Raw genomic sequence first — 15,509 nt, forward strand, 5'->3', positions numbered from 1 at the left:
GATTACTCTTGTTGCGGGCGGGCCGCGTCCGGCTTCGCGGCATCGCGGCGGTTGAAGCCGGCGACCATGTCGAAGCGGAACAGGCGGCATTCGAGCGCGCCGTTGAAGAACGGGGTCTTGCGCGATTCCTTCAGGCGCAGCATCTTCGGCAGCGAAAGGTCGGCGGTGAACAGGTAGACGGTCCAGCCGGCGAAGCGCTGCTTGAGCGTGCCGGACAGGGTCTGGTAGAAGCCGACGGCCATCTCGTCCTGCGGGATGGTGGAGTCGCCGCGCACGCCGATACGCTCGCCGTAGGGCGGGTTGGTCAGCAGGATGCCCGGCTGGCTGGTGGGCGGCTGCACCTGCTGCGCCTCGATCTGCTTGAGCGGCACCTCGAACAGGACGCCGGCCACGCGCAGGTTATGGCGGGTCATCGCCACCATGTCGCCGGAGATGTCGGAACCGAAGATGGTGGGAGTGTCCGGCAGCGGGTTCGGCTTGATCGCCGTTTTCATCTCCTGCCAGGCCTTGCTGTCGAAGTTACGGAATTTTTCGAAGGCGAAGCGGCGGCGCGCGCCTGGCGGAATACCCTGCACCATCTGGGCCGCCTCGATCAGGATCGTGCCCGAGCCGCACATCGGATCGAACAGCGGCACGCCCGGCTTCCAGCCGGCCACGCGCAGCAGGCCGGCTGCCAGGTTCTCGCGCAGCGGCGCGTCGCCGGTTTCTTCACGCCAGCCGCGCTTGAACAGCGCCTCGCCCGAGGTGTCGAGGTAGACCGTGAAGTTGTGCTTGTCGAGGAAGCCGAGGATGCGCATGTCCGGCTCGCGCGTGTTGACCGAGGGGCGCTTGCCGAACTGGTCGCGGAAGCGGTCGCAGACGGCGTCCTTGATCTTCAGCGTGGTGAACTCCAGGCTCTTCAGCGGCGATTTGACGGCCGTGATGTCGACCCGGATCGTGTGATCGACGCCGAACCAGTCTTCCCAGGGCTGCTCGAGCACCAGGTCGTAGATGTCGTTCTCGTTGGTGTAGGTCTTGTTCGCCATGCGCATCAGCACGCGCGAAGCGATGCGCGAATGCAGGTTGATGCGATAGGCATCCTGCATGCTGCCCGAGGCGTGCACGCCGCCCGGCACCTGCTGGTGGACCTTCAGCGTGGGGCTGTTGGTGTTCTGCGCGATTTCAGCGAGTTCTTCGGCGAGTGCCGCTTCCATGCCGCGCGGGCATGGGCAAAAGTAGGAGGCCATCAGGTGTACCCTTTATCCGTTGTGGTGGGGGACCTCGCAAACCTGCTGCGCGTTGCAGCTTCGGCCTGCGATGCTCGCCGTACCGTAAGTACGGCTGCGCTTCTCGGCCAAATCTGCTGCCGCTCGCGACGGTTTGCGAGGCCCCTGTTAAGTTGATTATTAAATAAAAAACGCCAACGGCCGGGACCAACCCGGCCGCTGTACATCACAGGCCGTAGCCTGCTCAATCCATTAACCCTGCAGCAGCCGCTCGACAAAATCGAGCCGGTCCTGGCCCCAGAAGCCCTGGCCGTCGACGACATACCAGGGCGCGCCGAACACGCCGGCATCCAGCGCTTCTTTCGTGAATCCTTCGTACTTCTGCCGGACTTCCGGCGTACCCGATGCCGCCAGCAGGGCTGCGCCGTCGAAACCGGCGTCGCCGGCGAGCTGCTCGAGCGTGGCCTGGTCCGCGATATTCCTTTCCTCGGCCCACACCGCGCGCGTGATGGCGGTGGCCAGTTCGAGGGCCTGGTCGGCTCCGCCCTGTTCGCGGGCGGCGATCAGCAGCAGCGATGCCGGCGTCTGGTCGACCGGGAAGAACTTCGGATGCAGGTTCATCGGCAGGCCGAGATGCTTCGACCAGCGTTCGAGTTCCTGCAGGCGGTAAGCCTGGCGCTGCGGCGCGCGCTTGGCCAGCGGCAGGCCGCCGCTTTCGGCGAACACCGCGCCGATGTCGAAGGGTTTGGGTTCGATCATCGCGCCGTACTGGGCGGCCAGCTTGAGCAGGCGTTCATGCCCGAGGTAGACGTAGGGCGACTGCGGTGCGAAGAAATACTGGATGGTTTTGCTCATCGGATGCCTTCAAAAAGGTTTGACGACGACCAGGATGACGATCGCAATCAGCAGCAGCACAGGGACTTCGTTAAACACGCGGAACCATTTATGGCTGCGCGTATTCGCCCCGCGTTCGAACTTCTTCAGCAGCGATCCACAGGCGTGATGGTAGCCGATCACGAGGATGACCAGCGCCAGCTTTGCATGCAGCCATCCGCCGCGGATGCCGAAGCCCAGCCATAGCCAAAGTCCCAGCACCAGGGCCGGGATCATCAGCATCGTGGTGAAGCGGTAGAGGCGGCGTCCCATGCCCAGCAGGCGCTCGATCGTGGCGGGATTGGTTTCCTGCGCCAGGTTCACGAAGATGCGAGGCAGGTAGAACAGGCCGGCGAACCAGGAGGCGATGAAGACGATGTGGAAGGCTTTGATCCAGAGGTACATTTTTTTCCTAAATGGGTCCCCGCCTCCGCGGGGACGACGGAGAAATTATTGGCGGATCTCGCCGTGGCCGAACACCACGTACTTCAGCGAAGTCAGCCCCTCCAGCCCCACCGGCCCGCGCGCATGCAGCTTGTCGTTCGAGATGCCGATCTCGGCGCCCAGGCCGTACTCGAAACCGTCGGCGAAGCGCGTCGAGGCGTTTACCATCACCGAGGCCGAATCGACTTCGCGCAGGAAGCGCATGGCGTCGGTGTAATCCTCGGTGACGATGGCGTCGGTATGCTTCGACGACCAGGTGTTGATGTGTTCCATCGCTTCGTCGATGCCTTCGACGATCTTCACCGCCAGGATCGGCGCCAGGTATTCAGTGCTCCAGTCTTCCTCGGTTGCCGGCGCCAGGTGCGGATAGCCCTGCAGGATCGCCAGCGCTTCCGGATCGGCGCGCAGTTCGACTTCCTTGGTCGCGTACAGCTCGGCCAGCTGCGGCAGGATCGTCGGCGCGATGGCGCGCGCCACCAGCAGGGTTTCCATCGTGTTGCAGGTGCCGTAGCGGTGGGTCTTGGCGTTCATCGCGATCGGCAGCGCCTTGGCGATATCGGCCTTGGCGTCGATGTAGACGTGGCAGATGCCGTCCAGGTGCTTGATCATCGGGACCGTCGCTTCCTGCATCAGGCGCGCGATCAGGCCCTTGCCGCCGCGCGGCACGATCACGTCCACGTATTCCGGCATGGTGATAAGAAAGCCGACGGCGGCGCGGTCGGTGGTCTCGACCACCTGCACGCCCTGTTCCGGCAGACCGGCGCCGCGCAGCCCTTCCGCCACCAGCTCGGCCAGGGCGCGGTTGCAATGGATGGCTTCCGAACCGCCGCGCAGGATGGCGGCATTGCCGCTCTTGATGCACAGCCCGGCCGCGTCCACCGTCACGTTCGGGCGCGCTTCGTAGATGATGCCGATGACGCCCAGCGGCACGCGCATCTGGCCGACCTGGATGCCGCTTGGGCGGAACTTCATGTTCGAGATTTCGCCGATCGGATCCGGCAGCGCGACGATCTGGCGCAGGCCGTCGACCATGGTGGCGATCGCCTTGTCGGACAGCGCCAGGCGGTCCAGCAGGGCCGGCGCCAGGCCGGCGGCGCGGGCGGCATCGAGGTCGCGCGCATTGGCGTCGCGCAGGCAGGCGGCGTCGCGCTCGATGGCGTCGGCGATCAGGAGCAGCGCCTTGTTGCGGGCGGCACTGTCGGCGCGCGCCATCGCGCGCGAGGCCGCGCGCGCCTGGCGGCCGATGGTTTGCATGTATTCGTTGATGTCCATTTGCGTCGTCCGTATATAGGGTGGGCACCCATGCCCACCCTACGTCATGAGGCTACTCTCAATGCCAGCTGCAGCATCGCATCCCAGGCATCGCCCGCGAACTGCTTCGCACGCAGACCCTTGACCATGCGGTCGACCTGAGCCGCCTCCTGCATGGCCGCTTCCAGGGTCGGCAGCGAGATGCGGCGCAGCGCCGGTTCCATCATGCGCTCGCGCGGGCCCCAGATCCGGTATTCCTTCAGCAGCGCGCCCAGCGGGCGTCCCTGCGCCATCCCTGCCTTCAATTTTAGCAGCGTGCGGATTTCCTCCGACACCGCCCACAGCACCAACGGCAGCGCCTCGCCCTCGCCTTTCAGGCCTTCCAGCATGCGCACCAGGCGCGCCGGATCGCCGGCCAGCATCGCTTCGGACAGCTTGAACACGTCGTAGCGCGCCACGTTCAGCACGGCGTCCTGGACTTGCTCGAAACTCAGCTTGCCGGGCTCGTACAGCAGTCCCAGCTTCTGGATTTCCTGGTGCGCCGCCAGCAGGTTGCCCTCGACGCGATCGGCGATGAAGTCCAGGCTCTGGCGGTCTGCGCTCTGCTGCTGCGCCGAGAGACGCATGCCGATCCAGGCCGGCAATGCGGGCCGTTCCACGTTCGGGATCTCGACGTAGACCGCGGCCTGCTGCAGGTTCGCCACCCAGGCCGCCTTCGCCGTCTGCCAGTCCAGCTTGGGCAGGGTGATCAGGGTCAGGTTGTCCGGGTTCAGGTCTTTCGCGTAGTTCTGCAGGGCCGCGCTGCCGTCCTTGCCGGGCTTGCCGCCGGGGATGCGCAGCTCGATCAGCTTCTTGTCGCCGAACAGCGACATCGCCTGGTTGGCGGCCAGCAGCTCGCCCCACTTGAAGTTGCGCTCGACCGTGAGCACGTCGCGCTCGGAATAGCCTTGCGCACGCGCGGCGCGGCGGATCTTGTCCGCCGCTTCCAGCGCCAGCAGGTGCTCGTCGCTGGTGATCACGTACAGGGGCGCCAGCCCCTTGGCGAGCTGCCCGTCGAGCGCCTCAGGCCGCAACTGCATAGTCTCTCTTCCTTACTTGGCCGGCGCTGGCCGGAGCGCGGCCAGGCGGCGCATGATCTGCTGCACCAGGTCGGCCTGCATGTCGCGGTACAGCAGCGCTTCCTCGGATTCCTTGGCCAGCACCTGGGTCTCGTCGAAGGCCATGTTCCGGCGCAGCGTGATCTCGGTGGCCGGCAGCAGCTCGACGCCCTTGCTGTCGCGGACCGCGAAGGTCAGCGTATAGGTCAGCAGGTATTCGCGCACCCGGCCCAGGCTGTTCAGCGACAGGATCGACTTGCCGCGGTTCTCGCTCAGCACCACGAACTGCGCTTCCGCCTGGTCCGGCTTGTCGGCGATCTCGACGTCGCCCGCGCGCAGGTTGCGCTTGAGCTCAGTCCCGAGCGGCGAGGTGTCCGGGAAGGTCAGGAACAGGCTGTGGAAGGGCATCGTGTAGCTGCCGTTCGAGCCGCGCAACTGGAAGCCGCAGGCCGCCAGCGACGCTGCTACTACCAGCGCCGCGACGGAACGCACCACTACTTTCTTATAGGAGGCCGGCATCGATTACACCACGATGTTGATCAACTTGCCGGGGACGACGATGACCTTCTTCGGCGTACCTTCGACGAATTTCTGGGCCGCTTCCGAGGCCAGTGCCGCGGCTTCGATGGCGGCCTTGTCGGCGCCCTTCGGCACCTTGACGGAACCGCGCAGCTTGCCGTTCACCTGGATCATCAGCTCGATCTCGGACTGCTCCAGCGCGGCAGGGTCGACTTCCGGCCACTGCACGTTCAGGATGTCGCCGTACACGCCGGCGTAGCCCAGTTCCTGCCACAGCGCGTGGGTGATGTGCGGCGCCACCGGGTTCAGCATGCGCAGGAAGATCGACAGGCCTTCGGTAATGACGGCGTCGCTCGCCGTACCCTCGGCCAGCTTGGCCGACTCCAGGGTATTCAGCATCTTCATGCAGGCCGAGACGACCGTGTTGTACTGGATGCGCTTGAAGTCGTAATCGGCCTGCTGCAGGATCTTGTGCACTTCGCGGCGCAGTGTTTTCTGGTCGTCGTCCAGGGTGCCTTGCTGCTGGCCGGCCGGCGCCGCGCTTAGTGCTGCCGATACGCGCTCACGCTGCGCATGGGCGAAGGCCCAGACGCGGCGCAGGAAGCGGCTCGCGCCTTCCACGCCCGACTCCGACCACTCCAGGGTCTGCTCCGGCGGCGCCGCGAACATGGTGAACAGGCGGGCGGTGTCGGCACCGTACTGCTCGATCTGGGCTTGCGGGTCGATGCCGTTGTTCTTCGACTTCGACATCTTCTCGGTGCCGCCGATGATGACCGGTGCGCCGTCCAGCTTCGATGCCGCCGCCTGCGGGCGGCCGCGGTCGTCGAGTACGAGGTCGACGTCGGCCGGGTTGAACCAGGTCTTCTTGCCGGATTCGTCTTCGCGGTAGTAGGTCTCGTTCAGCACCATGCCTTGCGTGAGCAGGTTGACGAAGGGCTCGTCGAACTTCACCAGGCCGAAGTCGCGCATCACCTTGGTCCAGAAGCGCGCGTACAGCAGGTGCAGCACGGCGTGCTCGATGCCGCCGATGTACTGGTCCATCGGCATCCAGTAATCGTTGCGGGCCGGGTCGACCATCTGGTCGTTCGAACCCGGCGAGGTATAGCGCATGTAGTACCAGCACGAGTCGACGAAGGTGTCCATGGTGTCGGTCTCGCGGCGGGCGGGCGCGCCGCAGCACGGGCAGTCGACCTTCAGGAAGGCTTCGTGCTTCTTGAGCGGGTTGCCGGTGCCGTCCGGGACGCAGTCTTCCGGCAGCACGACCGGCAGGTCCTTTTCCGGAACCGGCACCGTGCCGCACTTCTCGCAGTGGATCATCGGGATCGGCGTGCCCCAGTAGCGCTGGCGCGAGATGCCCCAGTCGCGCAGGCGGAAGGTGACCTTCTTGTCGCCCAGGTCCTTCTCGGCCAGGTCGCCGGCCACGGCGTTCACGGCGGCGGTGTAATCGAGGCCGTCGTACTTGCCGGAGTCGATCAGCACGCCCTTCTCTTTATCGCCGTACCACTCCTGCCAGCCGTCCAGCGAGAAGGTCTCGCCTTCCACCGCGACGACCTGCTTGATCGGCAGCTCGTATTTTTTGGCGAACGCGAAGTCGCGCTCGTCGTGCGCCGGCACGCCCATCACGGCGCCGTCGCCGTAGGTCATCAGCACATAGTTGCCGACCCAGACCGGCACCTGCTCGCCGGTGATCGGGTGCATGACGGACAGGCCGGTTGGCATGCCCTTCTTTTCCATCGTCGCCATGTCGGCTTCGATCACGGAACCCTGCTTGCACTCGGCGATGAAGGCCTGCAGCTCCGGCTTGTCCCTGGCCGCCTGGGTGGCCAGCGGGTGCTCGGCGGCGACCGCGCAGAAGGTCACGCCCATGATGGTGTCGGCGCGGGTGGTGAAGACGTAGAGCTTGCCTTCGTTGATCAGCTCACCCTGCTCGTCCATGATCACGTGCGGGAAGGCGAAACGCACGCCGGTCGACTTGCCGATCCAGTTGGCCTGCATGATGCGCACGCGCTCCGGCCAGCCCGGCAGTTTATTGTCGACGTAGTCCAGCAGCTCCTCGGCGTAGTCCGTGATGCGCACGTAGTACATCGGGATCTCGCGCTTTTCGACCAGCGCGCCCGAACGCCAGCCGCGGCCGTCGACGACCTGCTCGTTGGCCAGCACGGTCTGGTCGACCGGGTCCCAGTTCACGGTGCCGGTCTTCTGGTAGATGATGCCCTTCTCGAGCATCTTCAGGAACATCCACTGGTTCCACTTGTAGTAGTCCGGCTTGCAGGCGGTCATTTCGCGCGACCAGTCGATGGCCAGGCCCATCGACTCCATCTGGCCGCGCATGTGGGCGATGTTCGAATAAGTCCATTCGGCCGGCGGCACGTTGTTCGCCATTGCCGCGTTCTCGGCCGGCATGCCGAAGGCGTCCCAGCCCATCGGCATCAGCACGTTGTAGCCGTTCATCCGCAGGTAGCGGTACATCACGTCGTTGATCGTATAGTTGCGCACGTGACCCATGTGCAGCTTACCGGACGGGTAAGGCAGCATCGAGCAGGCGTAATACTTGCCTTTTGGGAAACGCGGGTCATTTTCGACCGCTTTATAGGCGTCGATCGACTTCCAGTAGGCCTGGGCGGCCTGTTCGACTTCGGCTGGACTATATTTATCTTGCATGATGTTCTGCGGACTAATGGAGGTGAGCAGAACATTATACTGGTTGATTCACCTAGCGGGCTCGGAGAGCCCGCCCTACCGCAGCTCGAGCTCCAGGGCCGGCTTTTCGCCGTAGTCCTCGTAGCGCTCGTTGATGCCGATGATGCAGAAGGCCATTTCCTCCAGCACGTCCTCGGCACGTTCGCGCATGGCGTCGGAATGCAGCACGACGATGTGCAGGGTCTCGTCCGGACCGAGGCGGATGCTGCTCATGCCGTCCTCGTCGCGCAGGTAGCTGAGGCAGTCGACCCAGGAATCCATGGTGTGCGGATAGGAGTCCGGGAAGCCGAAGGCGCGCTGGCTCTCGGCGTGGAAGCTTTCGGTGTCGACGATTGCGGCGCCGTTCAGTTCGACGGTGGCCATAGGGATTCTCCGATTCATCGTCGTTCCCGTGGAGGCGGGAATGACGGTATTTATACGTTCGCGGGATAAAAAACGCCCGCCGTCCCGGCCAGTATGCCAGCAGATCGCTGACAAAGCCGTCCAGTTCGGCGGGCGTGCAGATAACGCGGGCTCAGGTGGTTTTCAGGCCCAGCACATCCTGCATGTCGTACAGACCGGTCGGCTTGTCGGCCAGGAAGCGTGCGGCGCGCAGGGCGCCCTGGGCGTAGCTGACGCGGCTGCTCGATTTGTGGCTGATCTCGATGCGCTCGCCGATGCCGGCGAACAGCACGGTGTGGTCGCCGACGATGTCGCCGCCGCGCACGGTGGCGAAGCCGATGGTCGAGGGGTCGCGTTCGCCGGTCACGCCTTCGCGGCCGTAGACGGCGCACTGTTGCAGGTCGCGGCCGAGGGCGTCGGCGATGACCTCGCCCATCTTCAGCGCGGTGCCGGACGGGGCGTCGACCTTGTGGCGGTGGTGGGCTTCGATGATCTCGATGTCATAGCCCTGCGAGAAGTTCTTCGCCGCCATTTCCAGCAGCTTCAGGGTGACGTTCACGCCGATGCTCATGTTCGGCGCGAACACGATCGCGGTCTTTTCGGCGGCGGCGCGGATCGCGGCCTTGCCGGCTTCATCGAAGCCGGTGGTGCCGATGATCAGCTTGATGCCGTGGGCGGCGCAGTATTCCAGGTGCTCCAGCGTGCCTTCCGGGCGAGTGAAGTCGATCAGGTACTGGGCGCCGGCCAGGCCTTGCTCCAGGCTTGATCGGATCGTCACGCCGGTCAGCTGGCCCGAAAAGGCGCCCGCATCCGAACCGATGAAGGGACTGCCTGCGCGATCGAGTGCACCGGCCAGGGTGGCGTCGTCGGCTGCCGCGATGGTCTCGATCAGCATGCGGCCCATGCGGCCGCTGGCGCCGGCGACGGCAATATTCAATTGCGTCATGACTCTTACTCCCCGCCGCGCTTGGCCGCGTCTTCGCGCTTGCGCTTCAGTTCGTCCAGCGATTCCTGTTCGGTCTTGGTCTCGTACTTCGAGATGCCGATCAGGCGCGAGATGTATTCACGCTCGCTCGGCAGGTTGCCGCCGTCGATCTTGGCCAGCAGGTTGTCCTTGAAGTAGACAGTGACGCGGCTGGTGGTCAGCTCGCCGTTGCCGCGCGCGAGGTAGAAGGGATAGTCCCAGCGGTCGGCGTGGAAGGCGTCCGTCAGCAACGGGGTGCCGAGGATGAACTTGACCTGGTCGCGGGTCTGCCCGACCTTCAGCTGGGTCAGCATTTCCTGGGACACGAAGTTACCCTGCTGGATGTCCGGACGATACGGCGAGAACACCCACAGGAATTTCTGCAGCTTGGTGACGGTGGTCGTCTGCGCGCCCGAATTCGCGATTGCCGCGGACTTGTCGGCATCGGCGGCGACCGCGGCCGGGGCGGTGCTCACCGGCGCTGCCGGCTTGGTCTGGTTACGCCAGGATGCGCAGCCGGAGACCGTCAGCGCCGTGACGGCAAGGCCGGCCACGAGCGCGGCCCGGGCGTGGGAACGATGGAAAACGGCATTCATGACGCGCATATCTAACCTTAAAAACGATTGAGCGAGATTCTAGAAACGCTATATCATAAAGCACTACGCCTATCTCGGCCCATCTAAGAGTAACAAAACATGAGCAACAACCCAACCGACCTGAAGGCCAGCGGCCTCAAAGCGACACTGCCGCGGCTCAAAATCCTGGAGATCTTCCAGAACAGCACGGTACGGCACCTGACGGCGGAAGACGTATACAAGACCCTGCTGAACGAGAACATGGACGTCGGCCTGGCGACGGTGTACCGCGTGCTGACCCAGTTCGAACAGGCCGGTCTCCTGAACCGCAATCACTTTGAAACCGGCAAAGCCATCTATGAGCTGAACGCCGGTTCGCACCACGACCACCTGGTCTGCCTCGACTGCGGCCACGTCGAGGAGTTCTACGACGAAGAGATCGAAAGCCGCCAGCAGAAGATCGCCCTCGAGCGCGGTTTCAAGATCGCCGAACACGCCCTCGCCATCTACGGCAACTGCCAGAAGACGGATTGCCCGCACCGGCACCGTTAAGAACCTATCCCAGTAGGCCGGAGTCGCTCCTGACGCGCCTACTGGATAGGTTCTAAGCTGCGCGTCTCCTACAGCTTGTCCTGCGCCGCGCGCCGGCTGGCCGCGGCGATGACCTTGTTCACCGCCGCGATCACCAGTTCCGGCTCTTCCTTCTGAATGTTGTGCCCGCTTTTCAGGGTCAGCACCTGGGAGCCTTCGCTGAACTGGCGCAGGAAATCGGCGTGCAGGTCGCGCTTCAGGGCGACCGCCTCCACGCTCTGCAGGAAGAATTCCGGCTTGTCGAACTGCTGCACCGAGGTCAGGACGACCACCGGCACGTCCGGCAGCTTGCCGTCCAGCGGCGGCGGCAGCGCCCCCTGGTCGAGGACCGGCTTCAGCGCGTCGTACTCCGCCCTGAACCTGGCCGGCACGAGGGCGTCGAACTGCCGGTCGTCGTCCGCCGCGCGCCTTGCATCGAGCCTGCGCAGGCCCGGATTGAAGCGTTCGTCGGCCGGGTCGACCAGCACCAGGCCGGCCACCTGGCCGGGATGACGCAGCGCGAAGGCGCGCGCCAGCAAGCCGCCGTAGGAATGGCCGACCAGGATGAAGGGCGGCTTCAGCCCCGCCGCGGCCACCAGCTGGTCGAGCTCCCGGCTGCTTTGGAGGATGCTGCGCGGTTCGGGGCGCGGGTCGGAGCTGCCATGGCCGGCGCGCGAATAGCTCATGACGTGCGCCGACTTCGACAGCTCCGGCGCCACCTTGCGCCAGGTATCCAGGCCGGTGCCGAAGCCGGATTCGAAGATGACGGTATAGCGTCCGCTGCCCTGCTCCGCCGCCTGCACCTGCCAGGCGCCCACGGCGATGCGCTCCTCCGGCGCGGAGGCGCCGGTGCGTGCGACGGCGCCGCACACCAGCACGATGGCGGCGAGAATAAGGGGACGTCTGAATCGGTTCACGGCAATTCCTTGGCGGATGGCGCGCGCGGCGCAATGAACCGACTATATCCGCCGGGGGTTCCTGCCGAAACTGTAAGAAACCTCAGGAGTGGCTGAGCGCGTTCGAGAGGAGCTTGGCCGTGATATCGACGATCGGGATCACCCGCTCATAGGCCATGCGGGTCGGGCCGATCACGCCGAGGGTGCCGACGATCTTGCCATTCACCTCGTAGGGCGCGGTGACCACGCTCATCTCGTCCATCGGCACCAGCTTGGATTCGCCGCCGATGAAGATCTGCACGCCACCGGCCTTGCTGGAGACGTCCAGCAGCTGCATCAGGCCGGTCTTCTGCTCGAACATCTCGAACATCTGGCGCAGCGAGCTCATATTCGACGAGAGGTCGGCCACCGACAGCAGGTTGCGCTCGCCCGAAATGATCATGTCGTCGGTTTCCTGCAGGGCTTCGCTGCCCGCATCCACCGCGGACTGCATCAGGCGCGCCATGTCGTCGCTCAGCTTGCGCAATTCTCCGGTCAGGCGCGCACGCACCTGGTCGAAGGACAGGCCGGCGAAATTCTGGTTCAGGTAGTTGGCCGATTGCGTCAGCTCGGAGGGGCTGTAGTCGACGTCGGTCAGCAGCAGGCGGTTCTGGACGTCGCCGCGCGGGTCGACGATCACCAGCAGGATGCGTTTTTCCGACAGGCGCAGGAATTCGATCTGCTGGAACGCCGATTCGCGCCGCGGGCTCTGCACCACGCCGGCGAACTGCGACAGCGAGGACAGCATCTGGGCCGCGTTGGCGATCACCTTCTGCGGCTGGTGCGCGGGCAGGCGCATGCCGGCTTCGACGGCGTTCTCGTCGATCTGCCGCACGGTGAGCAGGGTGTCGACGAAGATGCGGTAGCCGCGCGGCGTCGGGATCCGGCCGGCCGAGGTGTGGGGGCTGGCGACATAGCCCATCTCCTCGAGGTCGGCCATGATGTTGCGGATCGTGGCCGGCGACAGGTCGAGGCCGGAAATCTTCGACAGCGCGCGCGAGCCGACCGGCTGGCCGTCGGCGATATAGCGCTCGACCAGGGCTTTCAGCAGGGTTTGTGCACGGTTATCGAGTTGCATGGTTCACATTATGCCTGTTCGCTCGCCGCGTGTGCAGTCATGCGTGCCGTCAACCACGCTTCAGGCATGGTTGCGCTCGAGCCAGTCCAGCAGTTCGTCGACATCGCGCACGATCGCGTCCGGCTCGACGCCGTGTTCGATATGCTTGCGGCTGCCGTTGCGGTTCATCCAGACCCCGCGCAGGCCGGCGCGCTGGGCGCCCTGGACGTCGAGCAGCACGTCGTCGCCCACATAGACGGCGTCAAGCGGGGCCACGCCCAGTTCGCGGCAGCCGGCCAGGAAGATCGCCGGATCCGGCTTGGCCACGCCGAACGCGGGCGCCGATACCGACGCCCGGAAATGGTGGGCCAGGCCGATGGTCCGCAGGTCGGCATTGCCGTTCGTGATCGCGCCGAGCAGCACCTTGTTCTTCAGGCGCAGCAATCCCGGCACCACGTCGTCGTAAGGCACCACGGCATTGCGCGCGGCAAAGAACTCGGCCATCGCCAGCTCCACCTTGGCGGCGTCCTCGCCGGCCTGTTCGAAGGCGGCGAGCAGGCCGGCGCGGCGCAGCTTGCCCAGGTCGAGCTGGAACTCCGGCTTCTGCGCCAGCAGTTCCAGGCGCGCCTGGCGCAGGCTGTCGATGGTGAAGCGCTGGGCCACGCGCGGCGCGTGCTCGCGCAGCCAGGCGAACAGGATCTCTTCGGCTTGCAGGATCACCGGGGCGATCGGCCACAGCGTGTCGTCCAGGTCAAAAAGGAGGGCCTTGGGCCAGGCGCGTGGGGTCGTCGTCATGCTCGGGGGTCGGAGGGAGGGCGGGTCAAGGATAGCGAGGCCGGCCTTGAAAATCAACGGCATGCAGATGTCGTTACACCGTGATACAAAGGCAAATGAGGCTGCGGCTTGGCAAATGCTCTAAAATGTCGGGCAATATTCTACTCAGCGGTGCCGCCGGTCCTGCCGTGCGCCATCCCGTCCAACGGAGATTCTATGAAGAGTTCGATCCTGTATGCCGGCGCTGCGCTGGCATGCGCGCTTGGCCTGTCCGCCTGCGGCGGCGGCAGCGGTGACCTGCCCCTGACCGTAACCATCGCCGGCGGCGTGACCAAGGAAGGCCTGGTACTGGTCAACCAGAGCAACGGCGACGAGATCGCGGTTCCGGCCGGCGCTAGCACCGTCCAGTTCAAGAAATACCTGTCGACCGACGACGAGTTCAACATCTCGTACAAGTCCCTGCCGTCGAACGTCAGCGCTTGCACCTTCAGCAACAACAAGGCGCGCGCCAACTACTATACGGTCTACACCACGGTGCCGACGGTGTTCTGCACGATCAAGACCCATACCCTGTCGGTCACGGTGACCGGCCTGACCGGCACCGGCCTGGAACTCGTCAACGGTTCCAACCGCAAAGTGGTGACGGCGGCCGATGCAAGCCAACCGGTGCCCATCGGCGACATTCCGGAAGACGGCGCGTACGGCGTGACCATCCTGAACCAGCCGGATACGCAGACCTGCACGATCAGCGGCGGCACCGGCACCATGACCGCCACCGGCCCGGGCACCACGCCTGTGGTCACCTGCGGTCCCAAGACCCAATAATCTGGAAACTGGAGAGTAAAGTATGAAGTTCCACCTCGTGCGCCCGGCCCTGATCCTGGCTTCATCCGTGGTCCTGGCGTCCTGCGGCGGCGGCGGCAAGGAGACCTACCCGGTCAAGGTGACGGTCTCCAACGTCCAGTATCCGGGTCTGATCCTGACCACCAACGGCCAGGAACTGGCCGTTCCGGTGCCCGCCAAGGCCGGCGACACCCAGGTCCTGTATTTCGCGAACGGTCTCGACTACGGTACCTACTACAACGTGGTGCCGAAAGGCGGCACCGCCGCGCTCGGCGGCGGCTCGCAGCCGGCGCACCAGAACTGCATCAGCGGCGGCATCCCGCGCGAGTATGGGACGGCGGGCCAGAGCGCCTCGCTCGAATCGGCACGCACGCCGGCGATCGAGGTGTTCTACAACTGCTCCATCCTGTCGTACTCGCTGAGCGGCACCATCACCGGCCTGCCCTCCGCCGACGTGAGCGTGACCCTGACCAACGGCAGCAACAGCACCGTCACCATCGCCGGCAGCAGCACCGACGCGTCGGTTCCGTTCGCGTTGAGCGCAGTGCCTTATGGCACGAGCTTCGGTATCACGGTACTGACCCAGCCGACCGGCTACACCTGCACCGTGTCCAGCAACGGCACCGGCGTGATGCTGGATGCCCAGGAAAAGAACGGCGGCGTCAAGGACGTGGCTGTCACCTGCGTCAAGAACAGCTGATCGACGCCAGGAGGAGGTGGTTGCGGAGGAGATATTTTCGTTGCGAATATCAAATATTCCAAACGAAAATTGGACGAATATGCTGTAACGCAGCATACTGCTTCCTGTCTCCTCCAACTCTCCTCAGAAAAGAATTGGATTTAAGCCCGCCCTCAAAAGCGGGCTTTTTTTTCGCCTTTTTCCGGGCTGTCTCTTTCAGGAAGCAGTCTCTTGCAGGAAGCAATTAGATGGCTGCTTTCTCTGCTGCGCTCAAGCGCTTCGCCGTCACCGTCACCACTGCCATCTGCTTGCCTTCGATCGACACCTGGGCGTTGTAGCGTTCGTGCGCATTGGCGCTGGCGGCGCTGGCTGCGCTGGTGACACCGGCCAGGACGACGGCTGCCAGGAAGATCGCTTCCATGTTTTTCATGACGTTCATTTCGGTTCTCCTTCGGGTGAAGTGCGTTGCGTTTTGTCTTTCGATGGTGTCACTGTAGGCGTCCGCGCCCCCTCCTTCCAGCGGACTGCGACGAACTGCAAAAAACGCGGGATGGACGCCCAAAAACCGGGGCTATGCGTTGCGCCGGCTGCCTTTTACGCCTGAGAACGCTCAACAGCCTGCGCGCCTGTGCTCGCCATACT

17 protein-coding genes are annotated in these 15,509 nt (G+C 64.6%); 3 read left to right on the top strand and 14 right to left on the bottom strand.

Translation table 11 applies throughout. The features are described 5' to 3' along the window. Positions 1-2: 2 nt before the first annotated feature. The 10 genes from AC1DOP_RS13070 to AC1DOP_RS13115 all read right to left on the bottom strand — a co-directional run bounded on the left by AC1DOP_RS13070 (position 3) and on the right by AC1DOP_RS13115 (position 10,039). Positions 3-1,226 (bottom strand): THUMP domain-containing class I SAM-dependent RNA methyltransferase, encoded by a 1,224-nt coding sequence (locus AC1DOP_RS13070; RefSeq protein WP_477251610.1) that lies wholly within the window; start codon positions 1,224-1,226, stop codon positions 3-5. A 231-nt stretch (positions 1,227-1,457) separates the two neighbouring features. After that, positions 1,458-2,060, bottom strand: a complete 603-nt coding sequence (locus AC1DOP_RS13075; protein WP_477251612.1) for a DsbA family protein — start codon at positions 2,058-2,060, stop codon at positions 1,458-1,460. Between the two features lie 9 nt (positions 2,061-2,069). Beyond that, positions 2,070-2,483 carry a CopD family protein gene (locus AC1DOP_RS13080; RefSeq protein ID WP_442122813.1) on the bottom strand — a complete coding sequence of 138 codons (414 nt, stop codon included), beginning with the start codon at positions 2,481-2,483 and terminating at the stop codon, positions 2,070-2,072. A 45-nt stretch (positions 2,484-2,528) separates the two neighbouring features. Continuing rightward, the gene (locus AC1DOP_RS13085) at positions 2,529-3,794 is read right to left on the bottom strand and encodes a glutamate-5-semialdehyde dehydrogenase (RefSeq protein ID WP_477251615.1); all 1,266 of its coding nucleotides are present in this window, start codon (positions 3,792-3,794) and stop codon (positions 2,529-2,531) included. 44 nt (positions 3,795-3,838) lie between these two features. Further along, positions 3,839-4,852, bottom strand: a complete 1,014-nt coding sequence (gene holA, locus AC1DOP_RS13090; RefSeq protein WP_442122811.1) for a DNA polymerase III subunit delta — start codon at positions 4,850-4,852, stop codon at positions 3,839-3,841. A gap of 12 nt (positions 4,853-4,864) precedes the next feature. Beyond that, on the bottom strand, positions 4,865-5,389 hold the full coding sequence (locus AC1DOP_RS13095; RefSeq protein ID WP_477251617.1) for an LPS-assembly lipoprotein LptE: 525 nt from the start codon (positions 5,387-5,389) through the stop codon (positions 4,865-4,867). 3 nt (positions 5,390-5,392) lie between these two features. After that, entirely contained in the window at positions 5,393-8,050 is a 2,658-nt protein-coding gene (leuS, locus tag AC1DOP_RS13100; protein ID WP_477251619.1) for a leucine--tRNA ligase, read from the bottom strand. A gap of 75 nt (positions 8,051-8,125) precedes the next feature. Beyond that, positions 8,126-8,452, bottom strand: a complete 327-nt coding sequence (locus AC1DOP_RS13105; protein WP_230026254.1) for a barstar family protein — start codon at positions 8,450-8,452, stop codon at positions 8,126-8,128. A gap of 151 nt (positions 8,453-8,603) precedes the next feature. Beyond that, entirely contained in the window at positions 8,604-9,416 is an 813-nt protein-coding gene (dapB, locus tag AC1DOP_RS13110) for a 4-hydroxy-tetrahydrodipicolinate reductase (RefSeq protein WP_442122808.1), read from the bottom strand. A 5-nt stretch (positions 9,417-9,421) separates the two neighbouring features. Continuing rightward, the gene (locus AC1DOP_RS13115; RefSeq protein WP_442122807.1) at positions 9,422-10,039 is read right to left on the bottom strand and encodes an outer membrane protein assembly factor BamE; all 618 of its coding nucleotides are present in this window, start codon (positions 10,037-10,039) and stop codon (positions 9,422-9,424) included. A 90-nt stretch (positions 10,040-10,129) separates the two neighbouring features. On the opposite strand from AC1DOP_RS13115, the gene fur reads away from it, so the two are divergent. Then, positions 10,130-10,561 (top strand): ferric iron uptake transcriptional regulator, encoded by a 432-nt coding sequence (gene fur / locus AC1DOP_RS13120; protein ID WP_230026249.1) that lies wholly within the window; start codon positions 10,130-10,132, stop codon positions 10,559-10,561. Between the two features lie 68 nt (positions 10,562-10,629). Here fur and AC1DOP_RS13125 read toward each other — a convergent pair whose 3' ends face one another. The 3 genes from AC1DOP_RS13125 to AC1DOP_RS13135 form a co-directional block, all read right to left on the bottom strand. Further along, on the bottom strand, positions 10,630-11,496 hold the full coding sequence (locus AC1DOP_RS13125) for an alpha/beta fold hydrolase (RefSeq protein WP_442122806.1): 867 nt from the start codon (positions 11,494-11,496) through the stop codon (positions 10,630-10,632). Between the two features lie 82 nt (positions 11,497-11,578). Beyond that, the gene (hrcA, locus tag AC1DOP_RS13130; protein ID WP_442122805.1) at positions 11,579-12,592 is read right to left on the bottom strand and encodes a heat-inducible transcriptional repressor HrcA; all 1,014 of its coding nucleotides are present in this window, start codon (positions 12,590-12,592) and stop codon (positions 11,579-11,581) included. 60 nt (positions 12,593-12,652) lie between these two features. Next, entirely contained in the window at positions 12,653-13,366 is a 714-nt protein-coding gene (locus AC1DOP_RS13135; RefSeq protein WP_442122804.1) for an HAD family hydrolase, read from the bottom strand. A 195-nt stretch (positions 13,367-13,561) separates the two neighbouring features. Between AC1DOP_RS13135 and AC1DOP_RS13140 the strand changes: the two genes are divergently transcribed. Both AC1DOP_RS13140 and AC1DOP_RS13145 read left to right on the top strand, forming a co-directional pair. Then, complete coding sequence (locus AC1DOP_RS13140; protein ID WP_477251624.1) at positions 13,562-14,170, top strand: hypothetical protein; 609 nt, start codon at positions 13,562-13,564, stop codon at positions 14,168-14,170. Positions 14,171-14,192: 22 nt separating this feature from the next. Then, entirely contained in the window at positions 14,193-14,888 is a 696-nt protein-coding gene (locus AC1DOP_RS13145; protein WP_477251626.1) for a hypothetical protein, read from the top strand. A gap of 223 nt (positions 14,889-15,111) precedes the next feature. Here the strand turns inward: AC1DOP_RS13145 and AC1DOP_RS13150 are convergent, their stop codons facing one another. Then, positions 15,112-15,306, bottom strand: coding sequence for a hypothetical protein (locus AC1DOP_RS13150; RefSeq protein ID WP_442122801.1), 195 nt, complete (start codon positions 15,304-15,306; stop codon positions 15,112-15,114). Between the last annotated feature and the right edge of the window lie 203 nt (positions 15,307-15,509).

Source organism: Massilia sp. 01N410, assembly GCF_056399665.1.